15 protein-coding genes and 1 tRNA gene are annotated in these 18,157 nt (G+C 62.1%); 11 read left to right on the top strand and 5 right to left on the bottom strand.

Translation table 11 applies throughout. The features are described from left to right. Nucleotides 1-84: 84 nt before the first annotated feature. Together CFB41_RS00145 and CFB41_RS00140 are read left to right on the top strand one after the other, a co-directional pair. The gene (locus CFB41_RS00145; RefSeq protein WP_089430381.1) at nucleotides 85-561 is read left to right on the top strand and encodes a carboxymuconolactone decarboxylase family protein; all 477 of its coding nucleotides are present in this window, start codon (nucleotides 85-87) and stop codon (nucleotides 559-561) included. Continuing rightward, nucleotides 561-1,442 (top strand): sigma-70 family RNA polymerase sigma factor, encoded by an 882-nt coding sequence (locus CFB41_RS00140; RefSeq protein WP_089455308.1) that lies wholly within the window; start codon nucleotides 561-563, stop codon nucleotides 1,440-1,442. The genes CFB41_RS00145 and CFB41_RS00140 overlap by 1 nt, the downstream gene beginning before the upstream one ends. Before the next feature lie 108 nt (nucleotides 1,443-1,550). Here CFB41_RS00140 and CFB41_RS00135 read toward each other — a convergent pair whose 3' ends face one another. After that, nucleotides 1,551-2,054: a DUF2628 domain-containing protein gene (locus tag CFB41_RS00135; RefSeq protein WP_089455307.1), complete on the bottom strand. Its 504-nt coding sequence runs from the start codon at nucleotides 2,052-2,054 to the stop codon at nucleotides 1,551-1,553. Nucleotides 2,055-2,362: 308 nt separating this feature from the next. Continuing rightward, nucleotides 2,363-2,439: transfer RNA gene (locus CFB41_RS00130), tRNA-Val, on the bottom strand. A 746-nt stretch (nucleotides 2,440-3,185) separates the two neighbouring features. On the opposite strand from CFB41_RS00130, the gene CFB41_RS00125 reads away from it, so the two are divergent. The 7 genes from CFB41_RS00125 to CFB41_RS00095 all read left to right on the top strand — a co-directional run bounded on the left by CFB41_RS00125 (nucleotide 3,186) and on the right by CFB41_RS00095 (nucleotide 14,371). Next, the gene (locus CFB41_RS00125) at nucleotides 3,186-3,518 is read left to right on the top strand and encodes a hypothetical protein (RefSeq protein ID WP_089455306.1); all 333 of its coding nucleotides are present in this window, start codon (nucleotides 3,186-3,188) and stop codon (nucleotides 3,516-3,518) included. 12 nt (nucleotides 3,519-3,530) lie between these two features. Beyond that, a complete protein-coding gene (locus CFB41_RS00120) occupies nucleotides 3,531-3,857 on the top strand; it encodes a hypothetical protein (protein WP_105771353.1) in 327 nt (108 codons plus the stop codon). 186 nt (nucleotides 3,858-4,043) lie between these two features. Continuing rightward, complete coding sequence (tssI, locus tag CFB41_RS00115; protein ID WP_089455304.1) at nucleotides 4,044-7,199, top strand: type VI secretion system Vgr family protein; 3,156 nt, start codon at nucleotides 4,044-4,046, stop codon at nucleotides 7,197-7,199. A gap of 50 nt (nucleotides 7,200-7,249) precedes the next feature. Beyond that, nucleotides 7,250-11,995, top strand: coding sequence for an RHS repeat-associated core domain-containing protein (locus CFB41_RS00110; RefSeq protein ID WP_089455303.1), 4,746 nt, complete (start codon nucleotides 7,250-7,252; stop codon nucleotides 11,993-11,995). Beyond that, nucleotides 11,992-12,357 carry a hypothetical protein gene (locus CFB41_RS00105; RefSeq protein ID WP_306426900.1) on the top strand — a complete coding sequence of 122 codons (366 nt, stop codon included), beginning with the start codon at nucleotides 11,992-11,994 and terminating at the stop codon, nucleotides 12,355-12,357. The genes CFB41_RS00110 and CFB41_RS00105 overlap by 4 nt, the downstream gene beginning before the upstream one ends. A 325-nt stretch (nucleotides 12,358-12,682) precedes the next feature. Then, entirely contained in the window at nucleotides 12,683-13,006 is a 324-nt protein-coding gene (locus CFB41_RS00100; RefSeq protein WP_089455302.1) for a hypothetical protein, read from the top strand. A gap of 804 nt (nucleotides 13,007-13,810) precedes the next feature. Next, nucleotides 13,811-14,371 carry a hypothetical protein gene (locus CFB41_RS00095; RefSeq protein ID WP_256940824.1) on the top strand — a complete coding sequence of 187 codons (561 nt, stop codon included), beginning with the start codon at nucleotides 13,811-13,813 and terminating at the stop codon, nucleotides 14,369-14,371. 232 nt (nucleotides 14,372-14,603) lie between these two features. Here CFB41_RS00095 and CFB41_RS00090 read toward each other — a convergent pair whose 3' ends face one another. Beyond that, on the bottom strand, nucleotides 14,604-15,362 hold the full coding sequence (locus CFB41_RS00090) for an anti-sigma factor (RefSeq protein WP_089455300.1): 759 nt from the start codon (nucleotides 15,360-15,362) through the stop codon (nucleotides 14,604-14,606). Continuing rightward, nucleotides 15,359-15,880, bottom strand: coding sequence for a sigma-70 family RNA polymerase sigma factor (locus tag CFB41_RS00085; protein ID WP_089455299.1), 522 nt, complete (start codon nucleotides 15,878-15,880; stop codon nucleotides 15,359-15,361). Before CFB41_RS00085 ends, CFB41_RS00090 begins: the two co-directional genes overlap by 4 nt. Before the next feature lie 156 nt (nucleotides 15,881-16,036). Here CFB41_RS00085 and CFB41_RS00080 point away from each other — a divergent pair, with 156 nt between their 5' ends. Continuing rightward, nucleotides 16,037-17,131: a catalase family peroxidase gene (locus CFB41_RS00080; protein ID WP_089455298.1), complete on the top strand. Its 1,095-nt coding sequence runs from the start codon at nucleotides 16,037-16,039 to the stop codon at nucleotides 17,129-17,131. Then, nucleotides 17,131-17,661 carry a cytochrome b gene (locus tag CFB41_RS00075; protein ID WP_179249934.1) on the top strand — a complete coding sequence of 177 codons (531 nt, stop codon included), beginning with the start codon at nucleotides 17,131-17,133 and terminating at the stop codon, nucleotides 17,659-17,661. Before CFB41_RS00080 ends, CFB41_RS00075 begins: the two co-directional genes overlap by 1 nt. A 309-nt stretch (nucleotides 17,662-17,970) precedes the next feature. On the opposite strand, the gene CFB41_RS38430 is transcribed toward CFB41_RS00075, so the two are convergent. Continuing rightward, the coding region (locus CFB41_RS38430; RefSeq protein ID WP_218828671.1) for a hypothetical protein at nucleotides 17,971-18,157 on the bottom strand (187 nt) is incomplete at its 5' end.

The following is an 18,157-nucleotide window of genomic DNA, read 5'->3' as shown; positions in this document are numbered from 1 at the left end:
TTCGAAAAAAATTTCGCGTCGATGTCACACACGCGGGGGGCTCGCTCGTCATGTCACAGGAACCCACACCAAAGGAGAAGGACCATGACTGCGAAACTCAATCCGTTTGCCGCCGCACCCGCGCTGATGAAGCACTGGATGACCGTCTCGGTCGCCGCCGCGCAGAGCCTCGAGCCGACGCTCATCGAGCTGGTCAAGATCCGCGCATCGCAGATCAACGCATGCGCGAACTGCATTAACATGCACGCGGCCGAAGCGCGCGAGCAAGGCGAGACCGAGCAGCGCATCTACCTGCTGTCCGCGTGGCGCGAAGCGCCCTGCTACACCGACCGCGAACGCGCGGCGCTCGGCTGGACCGACGCGCTCACGCGGCTGTCGGAGGGCCACGCGGCGCACGAAGCGGCCTACGCGGCGCTGAACGACCACTTCAGCCAGGAGGAACAGGTGAAACTCACGCTGATGATCAACGTGATCAACGGCTGGAACCGGCTCGCGGTCGGCTTCGGGCTGTGGATCGAACCAGCCGACGCAAAGGCCGCCGCCGCGAAGATGGTGGCCTGATGCCGAATCTCGACCCGGCCAACGGCAACGCCGACGCACGGGCAGATGCGGCGACGAGCTTCGACCCGCTGCGTCGCACGCTGATCCGCGTCGCGTACCGGATGCTCGGTTCCGTCGCGGATGCCGAGGACATGGTGCAGGAGGCGTTCATCCGCTGGATGGATGTCGACCGCACCGAGGTGCGCGTGCCTGAAGCGTTCCTGCGCCGCATGGTGATGCGCATGTGCCTCGACCAGCTGAAGTCCGCGCGGCACCAGCGCGAGACCTATATCGGCCCGTGGCTGCCCGAGCCGGTCGTCGAGGAAGACGAACAGGAAGACGTCACGCTGCCGCTGCTGCTCGCGCTCGAACGGCTCTCCCCGCTCGAACGCGCGGCGTTCCTGCTGCACGACGTGTTCGGCCTCGAGTTCGACGAAGTGGCCACGACGATCCAGCGCGACCCGGCCGCGTGCCGGCAGCTCGCCGCGCGGGCCCGCACGCATGTGCGCGAGGCGCGGCCGCGCTTCCATGTCGAGAAGCAGCGCGGGATCGAATTGGCGGAGGCGTTTTTTGCGGCGTCACGCAGCGGCGACATGCGCGCACTCGGCGCGATGCTCGCCGAGGACGTGAGCCTGCACGCGGATGGCGGCGGCAAGCGTCCGGCCGCGGGCATCCCGGTGCTCGGCTTCGAGCGTGTGATGAAGGTGCACGCGTACCTGGCCAGGCTGTTCGCCACCCATGCGTCGAAGCTCGTGCGTGCGGGGTTCATCAACGGGCTGCCGGGTTTCGTTACGCAGGAAGCGGACGGCGAGCTGCAGACCACGGCGCTCGAGATCGAGGACGGGAAAATCGTCGCGATCTATGTCGTGCGGAATCCTGACAAGTTGAAGCATCTGCATTGAGGGTGGCGGGATCACGCGTCGGAAGCCGTGCGCATGCGTGGCCGCGATGCGCCCTTTTCTTCGCCCTGCCGCCCTGCCTTACCGGCTACCGGCCGCCGGCTCCTGCGATCAATACGTTCCGGCCACGAGGTAGATCAAGACGCCGAGCAACGGCGTCGCGATCGCGAAACCGGCTGCTGCGAGCCAGTTCGTGCCGCCCTGCGCTTCCAGCAACGCGAGCAACGATTCGCGGGACGTCGCGCTCGGGCGCAGTTTGTCGATCTGGCGTTCGACGTGCGTCCTGTAGAGGCTGTTCCCGCACCAGCCGAGCGCGACCGCGATCCCGACGGTGACCGGGTCGAACGTGGTCGATTCGAAGTATTTCGGGAAGAACAGCAGTTCAATCAGCGTGATCGCGAGCGTCGCGCCAAGGACGGCCGCCGCCTGCCAGTACATGCAGCGATACGCCATCCATACCGGGCCGAGGAAACAGGCTGCCCAGTTCCACGACTGCCGGTTCTTTCGCGATGCGGCGATCTCCCACTTCCTTTCGAACCAGGCGGCTTTCTTGCCGACGTAAGCGGCGATCTCGTCGTTGCTCGCGGATGCGGTGGCGGTCGTGACGTCGGACATGGTCGTGTGCTCTCAGTCGCGCGGATCGCGCGTCGTTGTTTTGATGTATTGGAGATCGGGCGACGATCGGAACCGCCGCTTTGATGCGCCCACGATTCTACGCGCGGCGCAGTGGCCGTTGTATGGCGGATCGAGGTGTCGACGAGGAAGGATGCGATGCCGTGGATCGCGCAACGCATCGGGGCGACATGCGTTGTTTCGGCCGGAAAAAGAAAAACGCCACGCGATGTTGCCGCGTGGCGTTTGTATGTTGGCGAGCCGCGTTGCCTGTAGGCAAGTTGTGCTGCCAGACCCCTTCATTTGTTCGTTGGTAGGCTCGATTGGATTCGAACCAACGACCCCCACCATGTCAAGGTGGTGCTCTAACCAACTGAGCTACGAGCCTAAGAAGCCGCGAATTATAGAGAGGGTTTTTGAGGAGCACAAGCCCCTTCATGAAAATTTTTTGAATCGGCGTGCGTGAGGGCCAACGATCGATGTTGGCTGGCGATGCCGCGAACGCTGGCTTCACCTGTTCGCATCACAGCAAAACGCGTCGATGCGCTGTGATGTTATCCACATTGCCCTCTGGATAACCATCCGGCAAGCCTCTGGATTCACAGTGGAACGATTGAGGATATGTCGCCGCGGCTGTGAATCGACGAAAAGTTGTTCTGTGCTGCCGGGAGCTGTTCACGTCGCGCACCCAGGGTTATGCATTCTGCTTCCCGCCGAGAATTCATGGGGTTAGGGACGTTATCCACTGTGAGGCACAGGGTTTGTTAACTATCACTACGTATGTATACGAACTCTGTTAACACCTTTGGATAAGCACAGTCCGTCGACTGTGATCCGTGCAGGATATGCACTGCGTGTGGTTGTGTGGTTATCGGATGAACGAAGCGGCAAGCTGTGAGGGCATCTGACGATGCGCGAGCCGCTGTATCTGTAGAATCGCCGGCATTCAGGATCCGAAGGCGTGGCGCACAGGCTCACGACAGATGAGTGATTCTTCGTTGGCCCGGCTATCGATGTTTTCCGCGACGAGATGAACCCTGGCAAAAAGCAGGGCGATACCAACGACGATGCTCGCAAGGGGAGCCAGTGATGGGACCGATTGTTTGTCATCGACACGGGTTCGACGTTGTCGGAATGACCTCGGAACGTGTCCGTGCACGCGTCCGGGTGCGCGGCCAGTTTGCGCCCGGGGAACTGGTCAAGGTCTCGCTCGACCGGCCGAAGTACAGCCGTGAAATGTGGGTGCTGCGTGCCGAGTTCGACGAACTCGAGGTCGAAGCGCCGTTCGTCGGGAACGTTGCTCATGTCACCGCGTTCCCGAAAATTGCAGCGCTCGAGCGTTTGCGGGCCTATGGCTGCTCGACGTGTGTTGACGAGTTGCTCGTGCGGTCTGGTGAAACACCACGTGAGCCCAGGTCGCTGCAGCAGGCATTCGACACATCCGTCGTCGCGGCCGATGCGACATAGCCGGAGGGTTTCGTGCAATGCGAGCGTCACGGGTTGATCTCGCCGGTACCGACATCGCCTGATATCGAAGCAGCGATCCTGTCGACCGGCGGGATTCGCGATTGTCGTGTCGTGCAGGCGATCGATGGCACAACGAGGCATGAGCAGAAGTACTGGTTCAGCGAAGCGTTTCTGCATCAGGTGCTTGGGCCGGGAGCCGGGGTCGAGGATTCGGCGCTCAGAATCGCTGACGAGGAAGCGTTCCGGGTGTTGTGGAATGCCGGCGAACCCGTGTGCCGGTACTGCCTGCGCGAAACGTTGAAACGCAGCGGCCTGGGTGACGACGACACACCAGCCTGAACTGAACGAAGCGACGACGGCTGGGGTGATCCACATGACGGATCGCACAGCGCGTGTTCGTGCCATGTCCCTGTTTCTGTTTCTGATCCGACGATTAACATTGACGCATTGATTAAGCGGTAAAATCTCGCCCGACTAAGTCACAGACACCATCCGAGGGTGCTGAAATAAAAAAAGGGCTGCATCATGGATATGCCGGACATTGGCGCCGCGATTCGCGGTGGCTTGCTTCAGCAGGATCGTTTGCTCAAGTTGGACACCCCCCTGGGCGCCAACGCACTTGCCGTACAGCGCGCGGTCGGCCGATCGCGGATAGGCAGGGACTACTCATTCACACTCGATGTCGTATCGAACAATGACAGTCTTGAACTCAAGAAGCTGATCGCTCAGCCTGCGACGCTCTGGATTCAGCTCGAGAACAATGCGTACCGGCCTGTCAGCGGCTATCTCTATACCGCGCGTCGGCTGGGCGCGAACGGCGGCCTGACGACCTATCAGCTTGAGCTGCGTGCCTGGATGCATGTGCTCCGGTTCCGCCGCGACGAGAAGATCTGGATCGACAAGAACGTCGAGGAAATCATTTCCGACGTGCTTGGAATGCACCCGGAAGCACGCGGGCGTTTCCGCTTTGCGTTGTCGCAGCCTTTGGCGAACCGTTCGTACACGCGGCAGAGCGAAACGGACTGGGACCTCGTGCACCGATTGATGGAGAGCGAAGGGCTCTACTGCGCATGGCAGCAAGCTGACGACGGCAAGTCGCATACGCTCGTCATCACCGACAACTTGCAGGCGTTCGTGCCGCTGTCGCCGGAAACCGTGCGCTTCTACCGCGGCGGCACGGCAGGCGAAGCCGACGCGTTCACGCAATGGTCAGGGACCCGGACGCTGCAGAGCGTGACGCTCACGACGCGCACGTTCGACTACAAGAATCCTTCGCAGCCGTCGAACCCGAAAGGCACGTCGCTGCCGACGATGGGCGGCCAGGGCGAGTTGCCGGATCAACTCGAAGTCTACGAGTACACGGGCGCTTACACGTATCTCGATCAGACGCGCGGCGACCATCTGACGAAGGTCAAGATGGAGGAGTGGGAGTCGCGGGCGAAGCGCTTCCATGGTTCTGGCGGGGTTCGCGCGATCGATGCCGGCCGGCGCTTCACGCTGGCCGATCATCCGGTGCATGATCGCGACGTGGCCGACCAGCGGGAGTTCGCCGCGATCGAGGTGGCGTGGTGGATCGAGAACAACTTGCCCGTACCCGCTAGCGACTCGGATTTCCCGCATAGCTTGAAACGTTCGATTGACCGGACGCGAGTGCGATACGAAAACACGCCAGGGCTTCAGGTTTCGCATAACGACGGATCGGTCGGCTTCTATCTCGTCGAAGTCGAAGCGCAGCGTGTGAGCGTGCCGTATCGCAGCCCGTTCGAGCATCACAAGCCGGAGATGCATCTCGAGACGGCGATCGTCGTCGGGCCGCAGGGCGAGGAGGTCTATACCGACGAGTTGAACCGGATCCGCGTGCAGTTCGTGTGGGACCGGTTGAATCCGGGCAACGAGAACGCGTCGTGCTGGGTACGCGTCGTGCAGTCGGATACGGGCGGCGGCTACGGCGGCGTGCATGTGCCGCGCATCGGCGAGGAAGTGCTGATCGATTATGTGGGCGGCGACTGCGACCGGCCGCTCGCGGTCGGGCGCGTGTACAACGGTGCGAACCAGCCGCAATGGCATACCGACGGGATCCTGTCCGGGTATCGGTCGAAGGAGTATTCGGGCGGCGGCTACAACCAGCTCGTGATGGACGACGCGACCGGGCAGAACCGCGTGCAGCTGATGAGCAGCAGCGCGAACAGCCTGCTGCATCTGGGCTACATCATCGACCAGAACGGCAATTCGCGCGGGTCGTACCTCGGCAGCGGGTTCGACCTGCGCTCGGATGCGTATGGCGCGGTGCGGGCGAGCCAGGGCCTGTACGTGACGACGCACCCGAAGGCGGCGAACAGCCAGCCGCTCGACGTGAAGGAAGCGCAGCAGCAGCTCGTGACGGGCGAGAGCCTCGTCGAGGCGATGTCGGGCGTGAGCGAGCAGCATCAGGCGGAAAGCCTGAAGGACGCGCAGGACACGATGCGCGCGTTCACGGATGCGACGCAGGACAGCGCATCGGGTAGCGCGTCGGGCGGGCGTACGGCAGGCGGCGGCACCGGTAACGCGAACGCGTTCAAGGAGCCGGTGATGCTGTTCGGCAGCCCGTCGGGGATCGGGATGTCGACGCAGCAGTCGGTACATGTGGTCGCGAACGATCACGTGAACGTGGCGAGCGGGCAGAGTGTGCACGTCGCGGCGGGCAAGTCGCTGATCGGGAGCATCGGGCAGAAGCTGAGCCTGTTCGTACAGAACGCGGGGATGAAGCTGTTCGCGGGCAAGGGCAAGGTGGAGATCCAGGCGCAGTCGGACAACATCGAGGTGACCGCGCAGAAGGCGGTGAAGGTGGTGTCGGCGACGGACCGGATCGAGATCGCGGCCGATCAGGGGATCCTGCTGACGAGCGGCGGGGCATACATCCGGATCAAGGATGGCAATGTCGAGGTCCATGCGCCCGGGACGATCGACGTGAAGGGGGCGTCGCATACGTTCGCGGGGCCGGCGAGCATGGGGTATCTGTTGCCGAGCCCGCGACCGGATCAGCCGGGACAACTGGAATTGCTGCACCAGTACGCGAATGGCGAGGGTTTCAAGGGCGGCAAATTCAAGGTGCTGGACGCCAGCGGTGGCGTGTTGAGAGAAGGTGCGCTGGATGCAAAGGGACACACGATCGTGAGCGGCTTGCCGGCCGGCGCAGCGCAGGTCCAGTTCGGCGAAGATCCGCGCAATCAGTACGATCCGTCGAGCGTATTCAAGACGGCGCAATGGCCAGCTAAGCCGATGCAGGAAGGGAATGCGGCTGCGACGGCGATGTCTCAACTCAGCGGCCTGTTGCCACCTGGGGCGCTGCCGGGTGCGACGAAGGTTGCAGCCGTCGCGGGGCAGGCCGCCCAGGGCGGCATCGGGAAGGCGTTGAGCGGACAAGTGACGGGGCTCGCGCAGGTGGCGCTTGCTAACGCGTTGCCGTCAGGCGCGATGGGCGCGGTGTCGGGGGCGACCCAACTGGCCGGCATGGCGGGGCAGGTTGTCCAGGGAGGTGTTGGTCAGGCGGTGAGCCTCGCCAAAGGTGCCCTTGCCAGCGCATTACCGTCTGGTGCCGGTGCGGCCCTTTCGCAGGCCAGCCAACTCGGCGCCGCAGCCCACCAGGTCGGTGCGCTCGCCCAAGCCGCGCGAAGTGCCGTGCCTGCGCTGAAGGTTCTCTGAGTATCCGCTCGCGCAAGGCGCGATCCATCACTTTCGAATAAAGAACAACCATGACCGCTTCTTCGGGCGTCATTCTTCCCAAGCCGACTGAGGTCTACGTCGCGCCGTTGCTGCAGATCGAGACCATCGATGTAAAGGCCGGCGTCAAGGCTTGTGACCGGTGGTTGCGTGCCATCAGCCACGACTTCATCACCATCGAGCGGATCGAGATGGTTGCCAACGCGCTGCCGGTGGTGGCGAACATCATGGCAGCCGTCGATCTCGTGCTCGATATCAAGGACATGATCGAGCATGGACAGAGCGGCAAGCATCCCGATGTGTTCGACTATCTGAACCTCGGTCTCGACTTGATCGGGATCATCCCGATTCCACCCGGGACTGCCGAATTCCGGATGGGTGTACGTCCGGTGATGAAGCTCGTGCGGCAAAAGGTCGTCGAAAGCGGCAAGGCAGTCGGTGAAGCGACATTGCAAGTCATGCAGACCGCACTGCTGCAGGCACTCATCGACAGTCTGAGCGAGCAGTTCGCCGGCCGTATTCAGAGTTTCGTCGATGGCGTGAAGAAAGAGCTGGACAACCTGCTCAAGACTTGCGCCGATTACATCGAGAAATTCATGATCGGCTTCGCGCGCCTGTTCGAGGAGGTGGCGGGCGAGAAGCAATTGAGCGTCGCGCACAATGTGCGGGCGGTTGGGCAGCATGCGGGCCAGGTTGCGTCTGGCTTCGCGGCGCATGATGCACGCAAGACTTTTGCGGGGCTCGGTCATCTGATCGTCGACTTCGTGAAGATCGAGGCGAAGGAGCTCATCAATACAGGGACGCAGGTGGCGAAGGCACTCGATCTAAAGTATCGCGAGCCGCTGCTGAACATGGCGAAGACGTTGCGCACCTTGGTGCCGGTGATCAAGGAAAAAATCCTTGCGCTCGGCGGTGTAGACGCGGGCAAGATCGGTTGGCTGATCAATCTTATCCAGGTCGCCATCGACAAGAAGCGCGACTTTTTGCATCGTCAGCGCAAACACCAGACCGGAATCAAGGAGCAAGGCAGCACGAAAGTGCACCGCCAGGAGGGTGAAGGCCAGAAGGAATCGGTCCGGCATACGGAAGAGGCGCAGCATCCCGGCCCGAACGACTGCAAGCTCGGATGTCCGGCGTCGACGCCCGCGGCGGCGACGAGACGTTCAGTCGGGTTTGCGCTGGGCGACGAAAGGGTGACCCATCAGGATTTTGTCCTTCCCGGCGTGATGCCGATCATATGGAGCCGCACCTATCGATCTTTCTTCGACGCAAATGACGTGCATGGCGAGCTCGGCGCCCGATGGATCACATCATTGACGACGCGCATCGACATGCATGCATCGAAGCTCGTATATCACGATGCGACCGGTCGCAGCATCGACTATCCGCTGCTTTCCCCGGGCGACGCGCACGATGATCGCGGCGAAGGATTGACCTTGTTGCGGCTGGACGAGTCGTGGGTCACTGTCACGCGAGGCCACGAATTGCTTGAAGCATACGAGAAGCGTGGCGACGCGTTTCGTCTCGCATTCATCAAGGATCGCTCCGGCAATCAGCTGACACTCGACTACGACGCGCAGCAACGCCTTTCTCGGATCATCGCGCCACAAGCGATTGTTGCGTTCGCATACGACGACAAGCATCGCATCGCCGAGGTGTTGCATCACGATAGCGAAGGAACACGGGTCGGCACGCTTGCGCGTTACGAATACAGCGAGGACAACGATCTCGTCGCGGCAACGGATCGCAACGGCAACCGTCGTGAATATGCGTACCGTCACCACCTGATCACGCGCTATACGGACCGCACCGGTCGTGGCACCAACCTTGAATGGAGCGGAACCGGACCGAAGGCAAAATGTGTTCGCGAATATGCGGATGGTGGCAGCGACGAGACGCGCTTCGCTTGGCACCCCGACTTCCGGATGGTGAGCGTGACCGATGCGCTCGGCAACGTCACGCGACACTACTACGACCGCTACGGCTATCCGTTCAGAATCGTCTATGCGGAAGGCAGCGAGGAGTGGATGTATCGCGATGTGCACCACAATCTCGTGCAGCATACGTATCCGGATGGCGGCAACGAGAAGATGACGTACGACGCCCGCGGCAACATGGTGCGCCACCAGCGTGTCGACGGCAGCGTGATCGAGATGGAATATGACGAGAAGGATCAGATGATCCGCATTGTCGATCCGCAGGGGCATGCATGGAAACGCGGCTATGACGAAGCGGGGAACGTCGTGCTGGAGACGGACCCGCTCGGCCACGAGACGAAATACAGCTACAACGCGCAGGGGCTGCCGAGTGAAGTGACCGATGCGAAGGGCGGCACGACGGTTATGGCATACGATGAGGCTGGACGACTAACTGCGCATACCGATTGTTCGGGCAAGACGACGCAGTGGAAATACGATGCGCAAGGTCGGTTGGTCGAAGCCACGGATGCGATGGGTATCGCGACAGGGTTCGGCTATGGCGCAAACGGCTGGCTGAATGAGGTGCGTACGCCAGCGGGCGTCGAACGCTTTCAATACGACGCGGAAGGGCGCCTGCTGAATTACACCGATCCAATGAACCGCACGACGCGCTACGGCTACGATGCGGCGGGTCGGTTGCACGCACGCAGCGACGCGCTCGGCCACACGCTGAACTACGGCCACGATCGCCTTGGCCGGCTGGTCAGTCTGATCGATGCGAATCAGGCCAGCTATCGATTCACCTATGACCCTGTCGGCCGGCTGCTCGAAACGGTCGATTTTGACGGGATAGTGACGCGTTACGGCTTCGATGACGAAACGAATCGCCTGTCGACCATCGACGTTGCGGGAAAGGTCACACGGGTCGAATACGATGGTGCAGGCCGGCTGACACGCCGCACAAGCGGCGATGCCGACGAGCGCTTCGCTTACGATGCGCTCGGTCGTCTGGCCGACGCGCAAAATGCATTCAGCCGGGTGCAGCATTTCTTCGATCCGGTCGGCAATCTGGTTCGCGAACATCACGCGTACGACTTGTTCGGTGTCAAGCGCAGCTACGTGTGGCATCACACGTATGACGAGCTGGGCAACCGCAAGCGGACGATCCGACCGGATGGCCACGCGATCGACTGGTTGACCTACGGTTCCGGGCATGTCCATGGGATGCTGCTCGATGGCGACGAACGGATGCAGTTCGAGCGGGACGATCTGCACCGTGAGGTCCGGCGTGTGCTGCCGAGCAAACTGATCCAGAGTACGGATTACGATCCGGCGGGCCTGATCCGCAGCCAGACACTCCGGCGCGAACATGCGCCGGCGCCGCTGAGCGGCAGACATTACCGCTACGATCTCGCGGGTCAGCTGACGCATGTCGAAGACAGTCGGCGCGGATTGAGCGACTACCGATACGATCCGATCGGACGATTGATCGAGTCGATCGGGCCCGGAGGCACGGAGCGGTTCGCGTTCGATCCGGCGAGCAATGTGATCGACGCACGGAGTCCTGATCATCCTCAGGCGCGCACGCCGGCGAACCCGGTTCGGCCTGAAAGCACGTTGCCACCGCAGGTATCGAAGGTGCTCGGCAACCTGCTTCGTGCGTATGCGGGCAAGCAACTCGAGTATGACGCGCAGGGCAACCTCGTCGAAACCCGAGCGGCGGGCAGCCTGCAGCGCTTCGAGTGGGACGGATTCAATCGACTGGCACGGGCCCTGACTGAAACCGAGGCACGCCGCAGCGAGGCACGTTACTTCTACGATGCGTTCGGGCGACGAATCGCGAAGGAAGTCGATGGTGTTGTGACGACGTATGGCTGGGAAGGCAACGCGCTCGCATACGAAAGCGGCGCCACGAGCAGTACGCATTACGTGTACGAGGCTGATTCGTTCGTGCCGCTCGCCCAGTATGTCGGCGCGGCGGTCGAGGGTGTGGAAACGCCGAGCCACGATGCCGCGATGCGTCATACGCCTGAGGAGGATCCACTGCGGCGAATTCCGGAACCGAAGTCGAAGGCAGCGGTGTACTACTACCACTGCGATCAGATCGGCACGCCGCAATTGTTGACCGACGAGCTTGGGGACGTGGTGTGGGAGGCCAGTTACAAGGCTTGGGGTGACGCGCGAGAAGTCATCGAGCGCGTATCGCGTGCCACGGGCTTGACGGTGCGCAATCCGATCCGGTTCCAGGGGCAGCAGATGGATGACGAGACCGGGCTTGCCTATAACCGGCATCGTTACTACGCTCCGGAGAGCGGACGTTTCATTTCGAAGGATCCTGTCGGCTTGCAGGGCGGACTGAATACGTATCGGTACGGCCCCAATCCCACGGGCTGGATTGATCCGTTGGGTACGACCTGCAAGAAGTTCAGGTCCGGCCGGTTTGCGACGCCGGATGGTGCGGCAAAGGCCGCCTTGCTCCGATACAACGACAAGTCGATTCGTGACAACCTGGAATACGGTGGACTCATCTACCGGACGCCGGATGGTCGGTTCGACTATACGAAGGCGATCAGGGGGGAAGGAGATGTCGTTAATCCGTGGGATCCGCGCGCGCCCCAACCTCCGAATTGCGCACAAGAGGTCGGTTACTGGCACACGCACGGCGATCACACGGATCGGCGTGGGAATAGAACGACAAGGAGCAGGGACTCCTACAACAGCAATGAATTTTCGAAACAGGACAAGGATGTGGCCGCAATGGGGCTGGGTGACGACCCCGACTATCGAGGTTATCTCGGCACGCCAAGCGATGGCCACAAGGGCTACCATGCCGCCACGAAAACGGTCTATTCACTATGAAGCACATTGCCCCGCTTCTTCTATTGACGATTCCTGTACTTGCCATGAGTAAAACAATTTTTGGTGATGCGGACAACGATAGCGTCACCCTCAATACCGCAACAGTCATCGGGCTGCGCTCGGCCTATGCCGACTTCGAAAAGAGCGAGCAGGACATCAATAATTTCGAAGTGTCCGTCTACGAACGAAAGGCATCCAACGGCGAAGGTGTCGATGGAAAAGACGTCATTGGCGTATCGTTTACCGCAAAGTTCATCCCGGGAATGAAGGGCCTTGGTAACGCAAACCGGCTCGGGAAGTCGATCAACTACGTCATCTCGCCAGAGAACGGAGAGATCCTTGCGATCTATCTGGCGAGGTAGTCGATCACGCAACCTGCTTTATACGGTCGACGAGTGGCGGGAACGAGCGGAGTGTCTTTCTCGCGGGCCGCATTGAAGGATGCGCAGGCGGCAGAGCTGAACAAGGCCAGCAATTCGGCTGCCGCTGCAGAAGCGGCCGGAAGCGCACTGGGTCATCAGCTTGCCTGCCGAATCGACGATTGCGTGCGACGTTCTGGTCGTGAGTCGAGTCGAGCGAAGGTCGGCCAGCAACACAAAGAGGGGCGGGCGTGCTTCAACATGGCTTTTCTTCGCTATCGATACGCGATGCATTCGCGAGATCAGGTGTCAGGACAACGGAGGCTCGATGCCGTTAGTGCATTGCACGTCTCACGGATGCGGCGGCGGCGAGCTTGTTACGCAAGCCGTGCGCCATCTCGTCAATGATCGTCAGAGCTGGAAGGACGATGATGGTGTCGTGCCTTTGACGCTTGTTCGTGACGAGATCGAATATCCGGGTTTCATGCTCGATTCGGAGAGCGGGACGATCGCCGATTTGGGCGGCACGTACGAGGATGGTGATGTTTATCGCTTCAGCGACGACGAATCGATGGAGGCGGCGATCGGTTTATTGACAACGACCTGCGGCGCTTGCCTTCGTGAATTTAGGGCGCTGCTCGAGACGGGATAAGTGATGCCAGCGCGCGACATGTGCTCGCGCGGGCTCGGTAACGCGAGTCCGCTCGGAACGTCGATCCAGTACGTCGTTTCTCCGGAAACTGGCGAGATTCTCAGGGTTTATCTGACCAAGTGACTTCGGAGGTGGTGAAGGTCGTCAGCCTTCACGTGTGGATAACTGCGGCACAAAACGATGCGAAACGCTGTGCTGACACAAGGTGAGCGTTTGCCCGGATCACAAGCTGGGCGCGGATCTCGGCGAATGTTGACCTCGACAAGCCGATCAGAATGTTCGAGCACGCGACTGGACGGAGAGAAGCAAGCCCTGAGAATGGGGTGTATGAGGAACGTGCATCGGGTTTCGTGCGCTTGTCCACAGCGCGTATGTGGACAACCCGCACGCCCAACCAGTCGAATCGCTGTGCGTCGAACAGGTGAGCGCCATGCATTCGACCATGCGAATCAGGCCGAACGCCTTGTCTGACAGGGATTTTCCGGAATAGCGCAGGCGATGTGGAGCGTGCTCGCGCGATCCGTCATGATGGAATGCCTTGTGGATATCGAGCAACCAAGGCACTCGAAATCCTGTGCATTCAACGGGTGAGGGTACGCGAATTCGGCGAGGATGTTCGCGTTATCTCAGGGGTCGTGGATATCGCACTTTCATACCACTCGACTCCACGATTCGCAGTGCGCTTCAGGCACCGACTCGGCGAGCGTCGCGAGAGAAGGCGGCATATGCCAGGACAAAGTCGCCCCGCGAGGATGACCGTTCGCTATGCTGCCCGTGACAACGCACCGATTCCCTCCGATACACATGAGCGTAACTGCACGGCCCCTTCTCAAAGCCATTCTGAGCATCCCCATTGCCTTTGGGCTTGCCTATCCTCTTGTCCATCCCTCCGAAGGCGGGGGCGTTCTCGGCGAAATAGCAGTGCTTGGAACAATCGGCAGCATCGTCGTCATCGCGGTTTTCCTGGCGCTGGTCTATGCCTACGCGAGCGACCTCAGGACGACCCTGAAATCGGTCAACCGAGGATCGCGTGCGGCCGAACCCAACAGCGTCTGGCTGATGTTCCTCTTGCCCTACAACTTCATCGAGGACTTCTTCATTATTTCCAACGTGGCGAAGTCCCTGGAAGCGGAGTCTCGTATCAATCCGGCTCTGTCGGGGTTGCGCTCGTTCGGCCGGATCAGCGGCATCGGGTGGTGTCTCGCGCAGGTTCTTTCGTTGATACCCAATGCCATTGGCTCCATCGCGGGTGGTGTCGCGGTTTTCCTTTGGGTTTGGCACTGGGTGTTCGTGCGCCGGACGAACAAGATGCTTGCCGGCAGCCAGGTCTCCGTGACGACGCTACCTGGACGGACAGGATCGTAGCTGTCCCTGGAAGCCGGATCGCTTACCCGTGATCGATGTGGATATCCTGTTCCGCAGCAACTCGAAACCCTGTGATTCCAAAGGTGAGGGCGCAGGCGTGGCGCGATGTGCATAACAGCCGGGGAAAGTCAGTCGAAACGCTGTGCGGGCGCCCGTTCAAGCCCGCCGGGCCGCCCCATTAAAGGCGCTGGCGGCTGCCACTAACCGCCAGCCGGGCGCGCATCCTGCCACTTCAAGTCTGCTGGTCGAGCGCCTGCACGACTGCCTTCTCGCCAAGACTCCCCGTCGGCCCGACCACCGCGTAGTTGAGCCCGTTCACCGATCCATACCGCGCGAGCAGCGCACCGTCCACGCGTTGCCCGGCCGGCAGCAGCCGATGTTTCGATTCCGCCGGCCGGAGATAGAAGCTCAGCGTCCGTCCGGCCTCGTCCTCATAGAGCACCATCGCGGCAGTCGCCCCGCTGTCCGTCGTGAACAACCGCCCACCGACCGGCCTGAACCCCGCCGCGCTCAAATCCGGCAGCTTCGCCGATGCGCCCACGCCTTTGGTGAGCCATCCCTGCAAATCGCCCGCACCGGTCGGCCGGTAATCGACCTTGGCCGTCCGATCGACCACCATCATCTGGTAAGCCTTGACCGCATCGCTCATCGGCGCGATGGGCGGCGGCGCGTTCCACCCGCGCGCCTGCCAGCCGCCGAACGTCCCGAGCCCGACGCAGAACACGAACGAAGCCGCCATCGCGAACCGCATCCGCGCGCGATCGGCCCGCCGGCCACGAATCGCGGCTGGATCCAGCGCGGGGTTGTCCGCCGGCATCCGCACGCTTTCGAGCGCGGCCCGCAACCGCTGCGCGTCCCGCTGCCATTGCTTCACCTGTTCGGCGCGCGCCGGATGCAGCGCGAGATAGCGCTCGACCGCGGCGCGCGCATCGTCGTCGAGCTGGCCGTCGACATAGGCCTGAAGGTCATGTTCGTTCGGAGGCGTGTTCATTTTTTCATCAACCGCAAGGAAGGAGCGGGAAGTTCGCCATCACTGAGCTGACGCAGCGCCTGGCGCGCGCGGGAGAGCCGCGACATCACGGTGCCGATCGGAATGTCGAGCAGGTCGGCGACTTCCTGATAGGTGAAGCCTTCGACCGCGACGAGCAGCAGCAGGCTGCGCTGCTCGTCGGAGAGCCGGCCGAATGCTTCGAGCGTCGCGCGCGCCGCGAATTCGCGTTCGGCGGACGGCCAGTGCGCTTCATCGTCATCGCGGATGCGCCCAAGCAGCCACGCATAGCGCTTCGCACTGCGTTTGCCGTCGAGAAACTGCCGGTACAGGATCGTGAAGAGCCAGTTGCGCAGCGACGCGTCGTCGCGGCGGCTCGTCCAGCGCGACAGCGCGCGCTCGAGCGTCGACTGCACGAGGTCGTCGGCCGCGTGGACGTCGCGCGCGAGCCAGAGCGCGAAGCGTCGCAGCCTGGGGATGAGTTCGCGCAGTGCTTCGTCGTCGAGGGCGGTGGAGGGCATGGCCGGGCCGGTTGCCGAAAGGGTCGAGATGCCACGTAGGACGCCGGTCGGCGCCGCTTATTCCACCAGCATACGAAAAAACTTTTCGTGGAATAAAGCGGCGCGGGCGGCGTCCTACGCGGGTTCGACAATGACCTGATGGTCGGGAGCCTATATATGGAGCGATCTTCTTCCTCTTCTTCGCCGCAGCGCGAGCCCGGGCGCGGGTGGTGGCGCTGGGCCGCGATCGGCGGCGCGGTGGCCGGCGTGGCCGTGGCGTTCGGATACGTCGGCGGCTGGTTCGCACCGGCGCGTCTGACCCCGCACCGGATCGTCGATGCATTGCAGACGGCCGGCGGCGGCATTCACCCGGGTTTCCGGCGCAATCACGCGAAGGGCGTGTGCGTGACCGGCTACTTCGAAGGCAACGGTGCCGCGAGCGCGTATTCGGTCGCGCCGTTCTTCCGGGCGGTGCGCACGCCGGTGGTCGGGCGGTTCGCGTTGCCGGGCGGGAATCCGTATGCGCCCGACAGCAGCGTGCCGATCCGCAGCCTCGCGCTGAAGCTCACCGCGCCCGATGGTGAGCAATGGCGCACCGGGATGAACGCGATGCCCGTGTTTCCGGTCGCGACGCCGCAGGCGTTCTACGCGCAATTGGTGGCGACGCGAGCCGATCCGAAGACGGGCAAGCCCGATCCGGCGAAGGTGAAGGCGTTTTTCGGTGCACACCCGGAGACGGCCGCGTTCCGCGAATGGGTGAAGGGTGCGAAGCCGAGCGCGAGCTACGTCACCGAAAGCTATTACGGATTGAACGCGTTCTACTTCGTCGACGCGGCGGGCAAGCGCCAGGCGGTGCGGTGGCGCGTCGTGCCGGAGCAGACGGCCGGCGCCGGAGACGTCGCAACGGCGGCCGACCCGAACGTGCTGCAGCAGGACGTGACGCAGCGCATCGCGGCCGGCCCGCAGAAATGGAAGCTGCTGGTCACGCTGGCGGAGCCTGGCGACCCGGTGGACGACGCGACGAAGGTCTGGCCTGCGCAGCGCACGACGATCGATGCGGGCACGCTCGTGCTCGACCGCGTGGAGGCGCAGGACAGCGGGCCGTGCCGCGATGTGAATTACGACCCGACGGTGCTGCCGCAGGGGATTCAGGTTTCGGGGGATCCGTTGCTGGCGGCGCGGTCGGCGGCTTACGCGGATTCGTATCTGCGCAGGACGAGTGAAGAGGCCGGGGTAGCGGGCGTGGCGCGATTGAGTGGGGAGGGACGGTGATGAAGGCTTCGACGACGTTTGGCTTGCCGGCGCGGGTGCTGCACTGGGTGATGGCCGCGATGATCATCGCGATGCTGTTCATCGGGGTGGGGATGGTGGCGTCCGTTTCCGAGCGGCATGCGCTTCTGGTGGCGATTCACAAGCCGCTGGGCATTGCCGTGCTGGTGCTCGTGTTCGTGCGGATCGTGGTGCGGGTTCTGTCGAAGCCGCCGGCGCTGCCCGAGGATCTGCCGTGGTGGCAGAAGGTTGCCGCGCACGGGTCGCATCTCGTGCTGTATGCGCTGATGCTCGCGATGCCGCTGATCGGGTGGGTGATGCTGTCGGCGGGCGGGTATCCGGTGACGCTGGGTGGCGGTGTGCAGCTGCCGGCGCTGGTGTCGGCTGATCCGGTGACGTTCGCGTGGCTCCGGGTCGCGCACCGGGTGCTGGCGTATCTGTTCTTCGCGACATTCCTCGCGCACTTTGCCGCGGCGCTGTATCACGGGCTGATTCGACGGGACGGTGTGGTGAGGGCGATGGTGGGGCGGTGAGCGGCGGAGGATTGCGCTCGATGCGGCGGGGCGGTTCACGGGCAACCGGGGCTGTTCCCGTCGTGTCGCATATATATGACTGGAGAACAGGTTCAGCGACCCCCGCTACCACATGTCAAAATAATTTCACAAAAGGGGTTGCGGAGACTGGGGCAGGTGCTTAGAATCACGCCTCTTTCGCGCTAACGGAAACGCAGCGCGGGGAAAGAAGGGAAGCGGTGCTGTTGAAGTCGGTTTTATCGATTCCAGTGCACACGAAATTAAACCGCAGTCGTCGCAACGAAGTAGTTAAAAAAGTTGTTGACGGATTTAAAAAAACGGTTGATAATCTCGCTTCTCTGCTGCTGAAAACGCAGCGCTGCCGGGAAACACGAAGTTCCTCGCAGAATGCTCTTTAAAAATTAACAGCCGATAAGTGTGGGCGCTTGATGGAAGCGAGCTGATCCTCGGATCAGATAGCGAAAGTATCAAGAGTCTCACACTAAAGTAAGTCAGG

The sequence above is a fragment of the Burkholderia sp. AU33803 genome, from assembly GCF_002223095.1.
GTDB lineage: Bacteria > Pseudomonadota > Gammaproteobacteria > Burkholderiales > Burkholderiaceae > Burkholderia.
The sequence above is the reverse complement of the archived record's forward strand: the minus strand, read 5'-3'. Positions and strand labels throughout refer to the sequence as shown.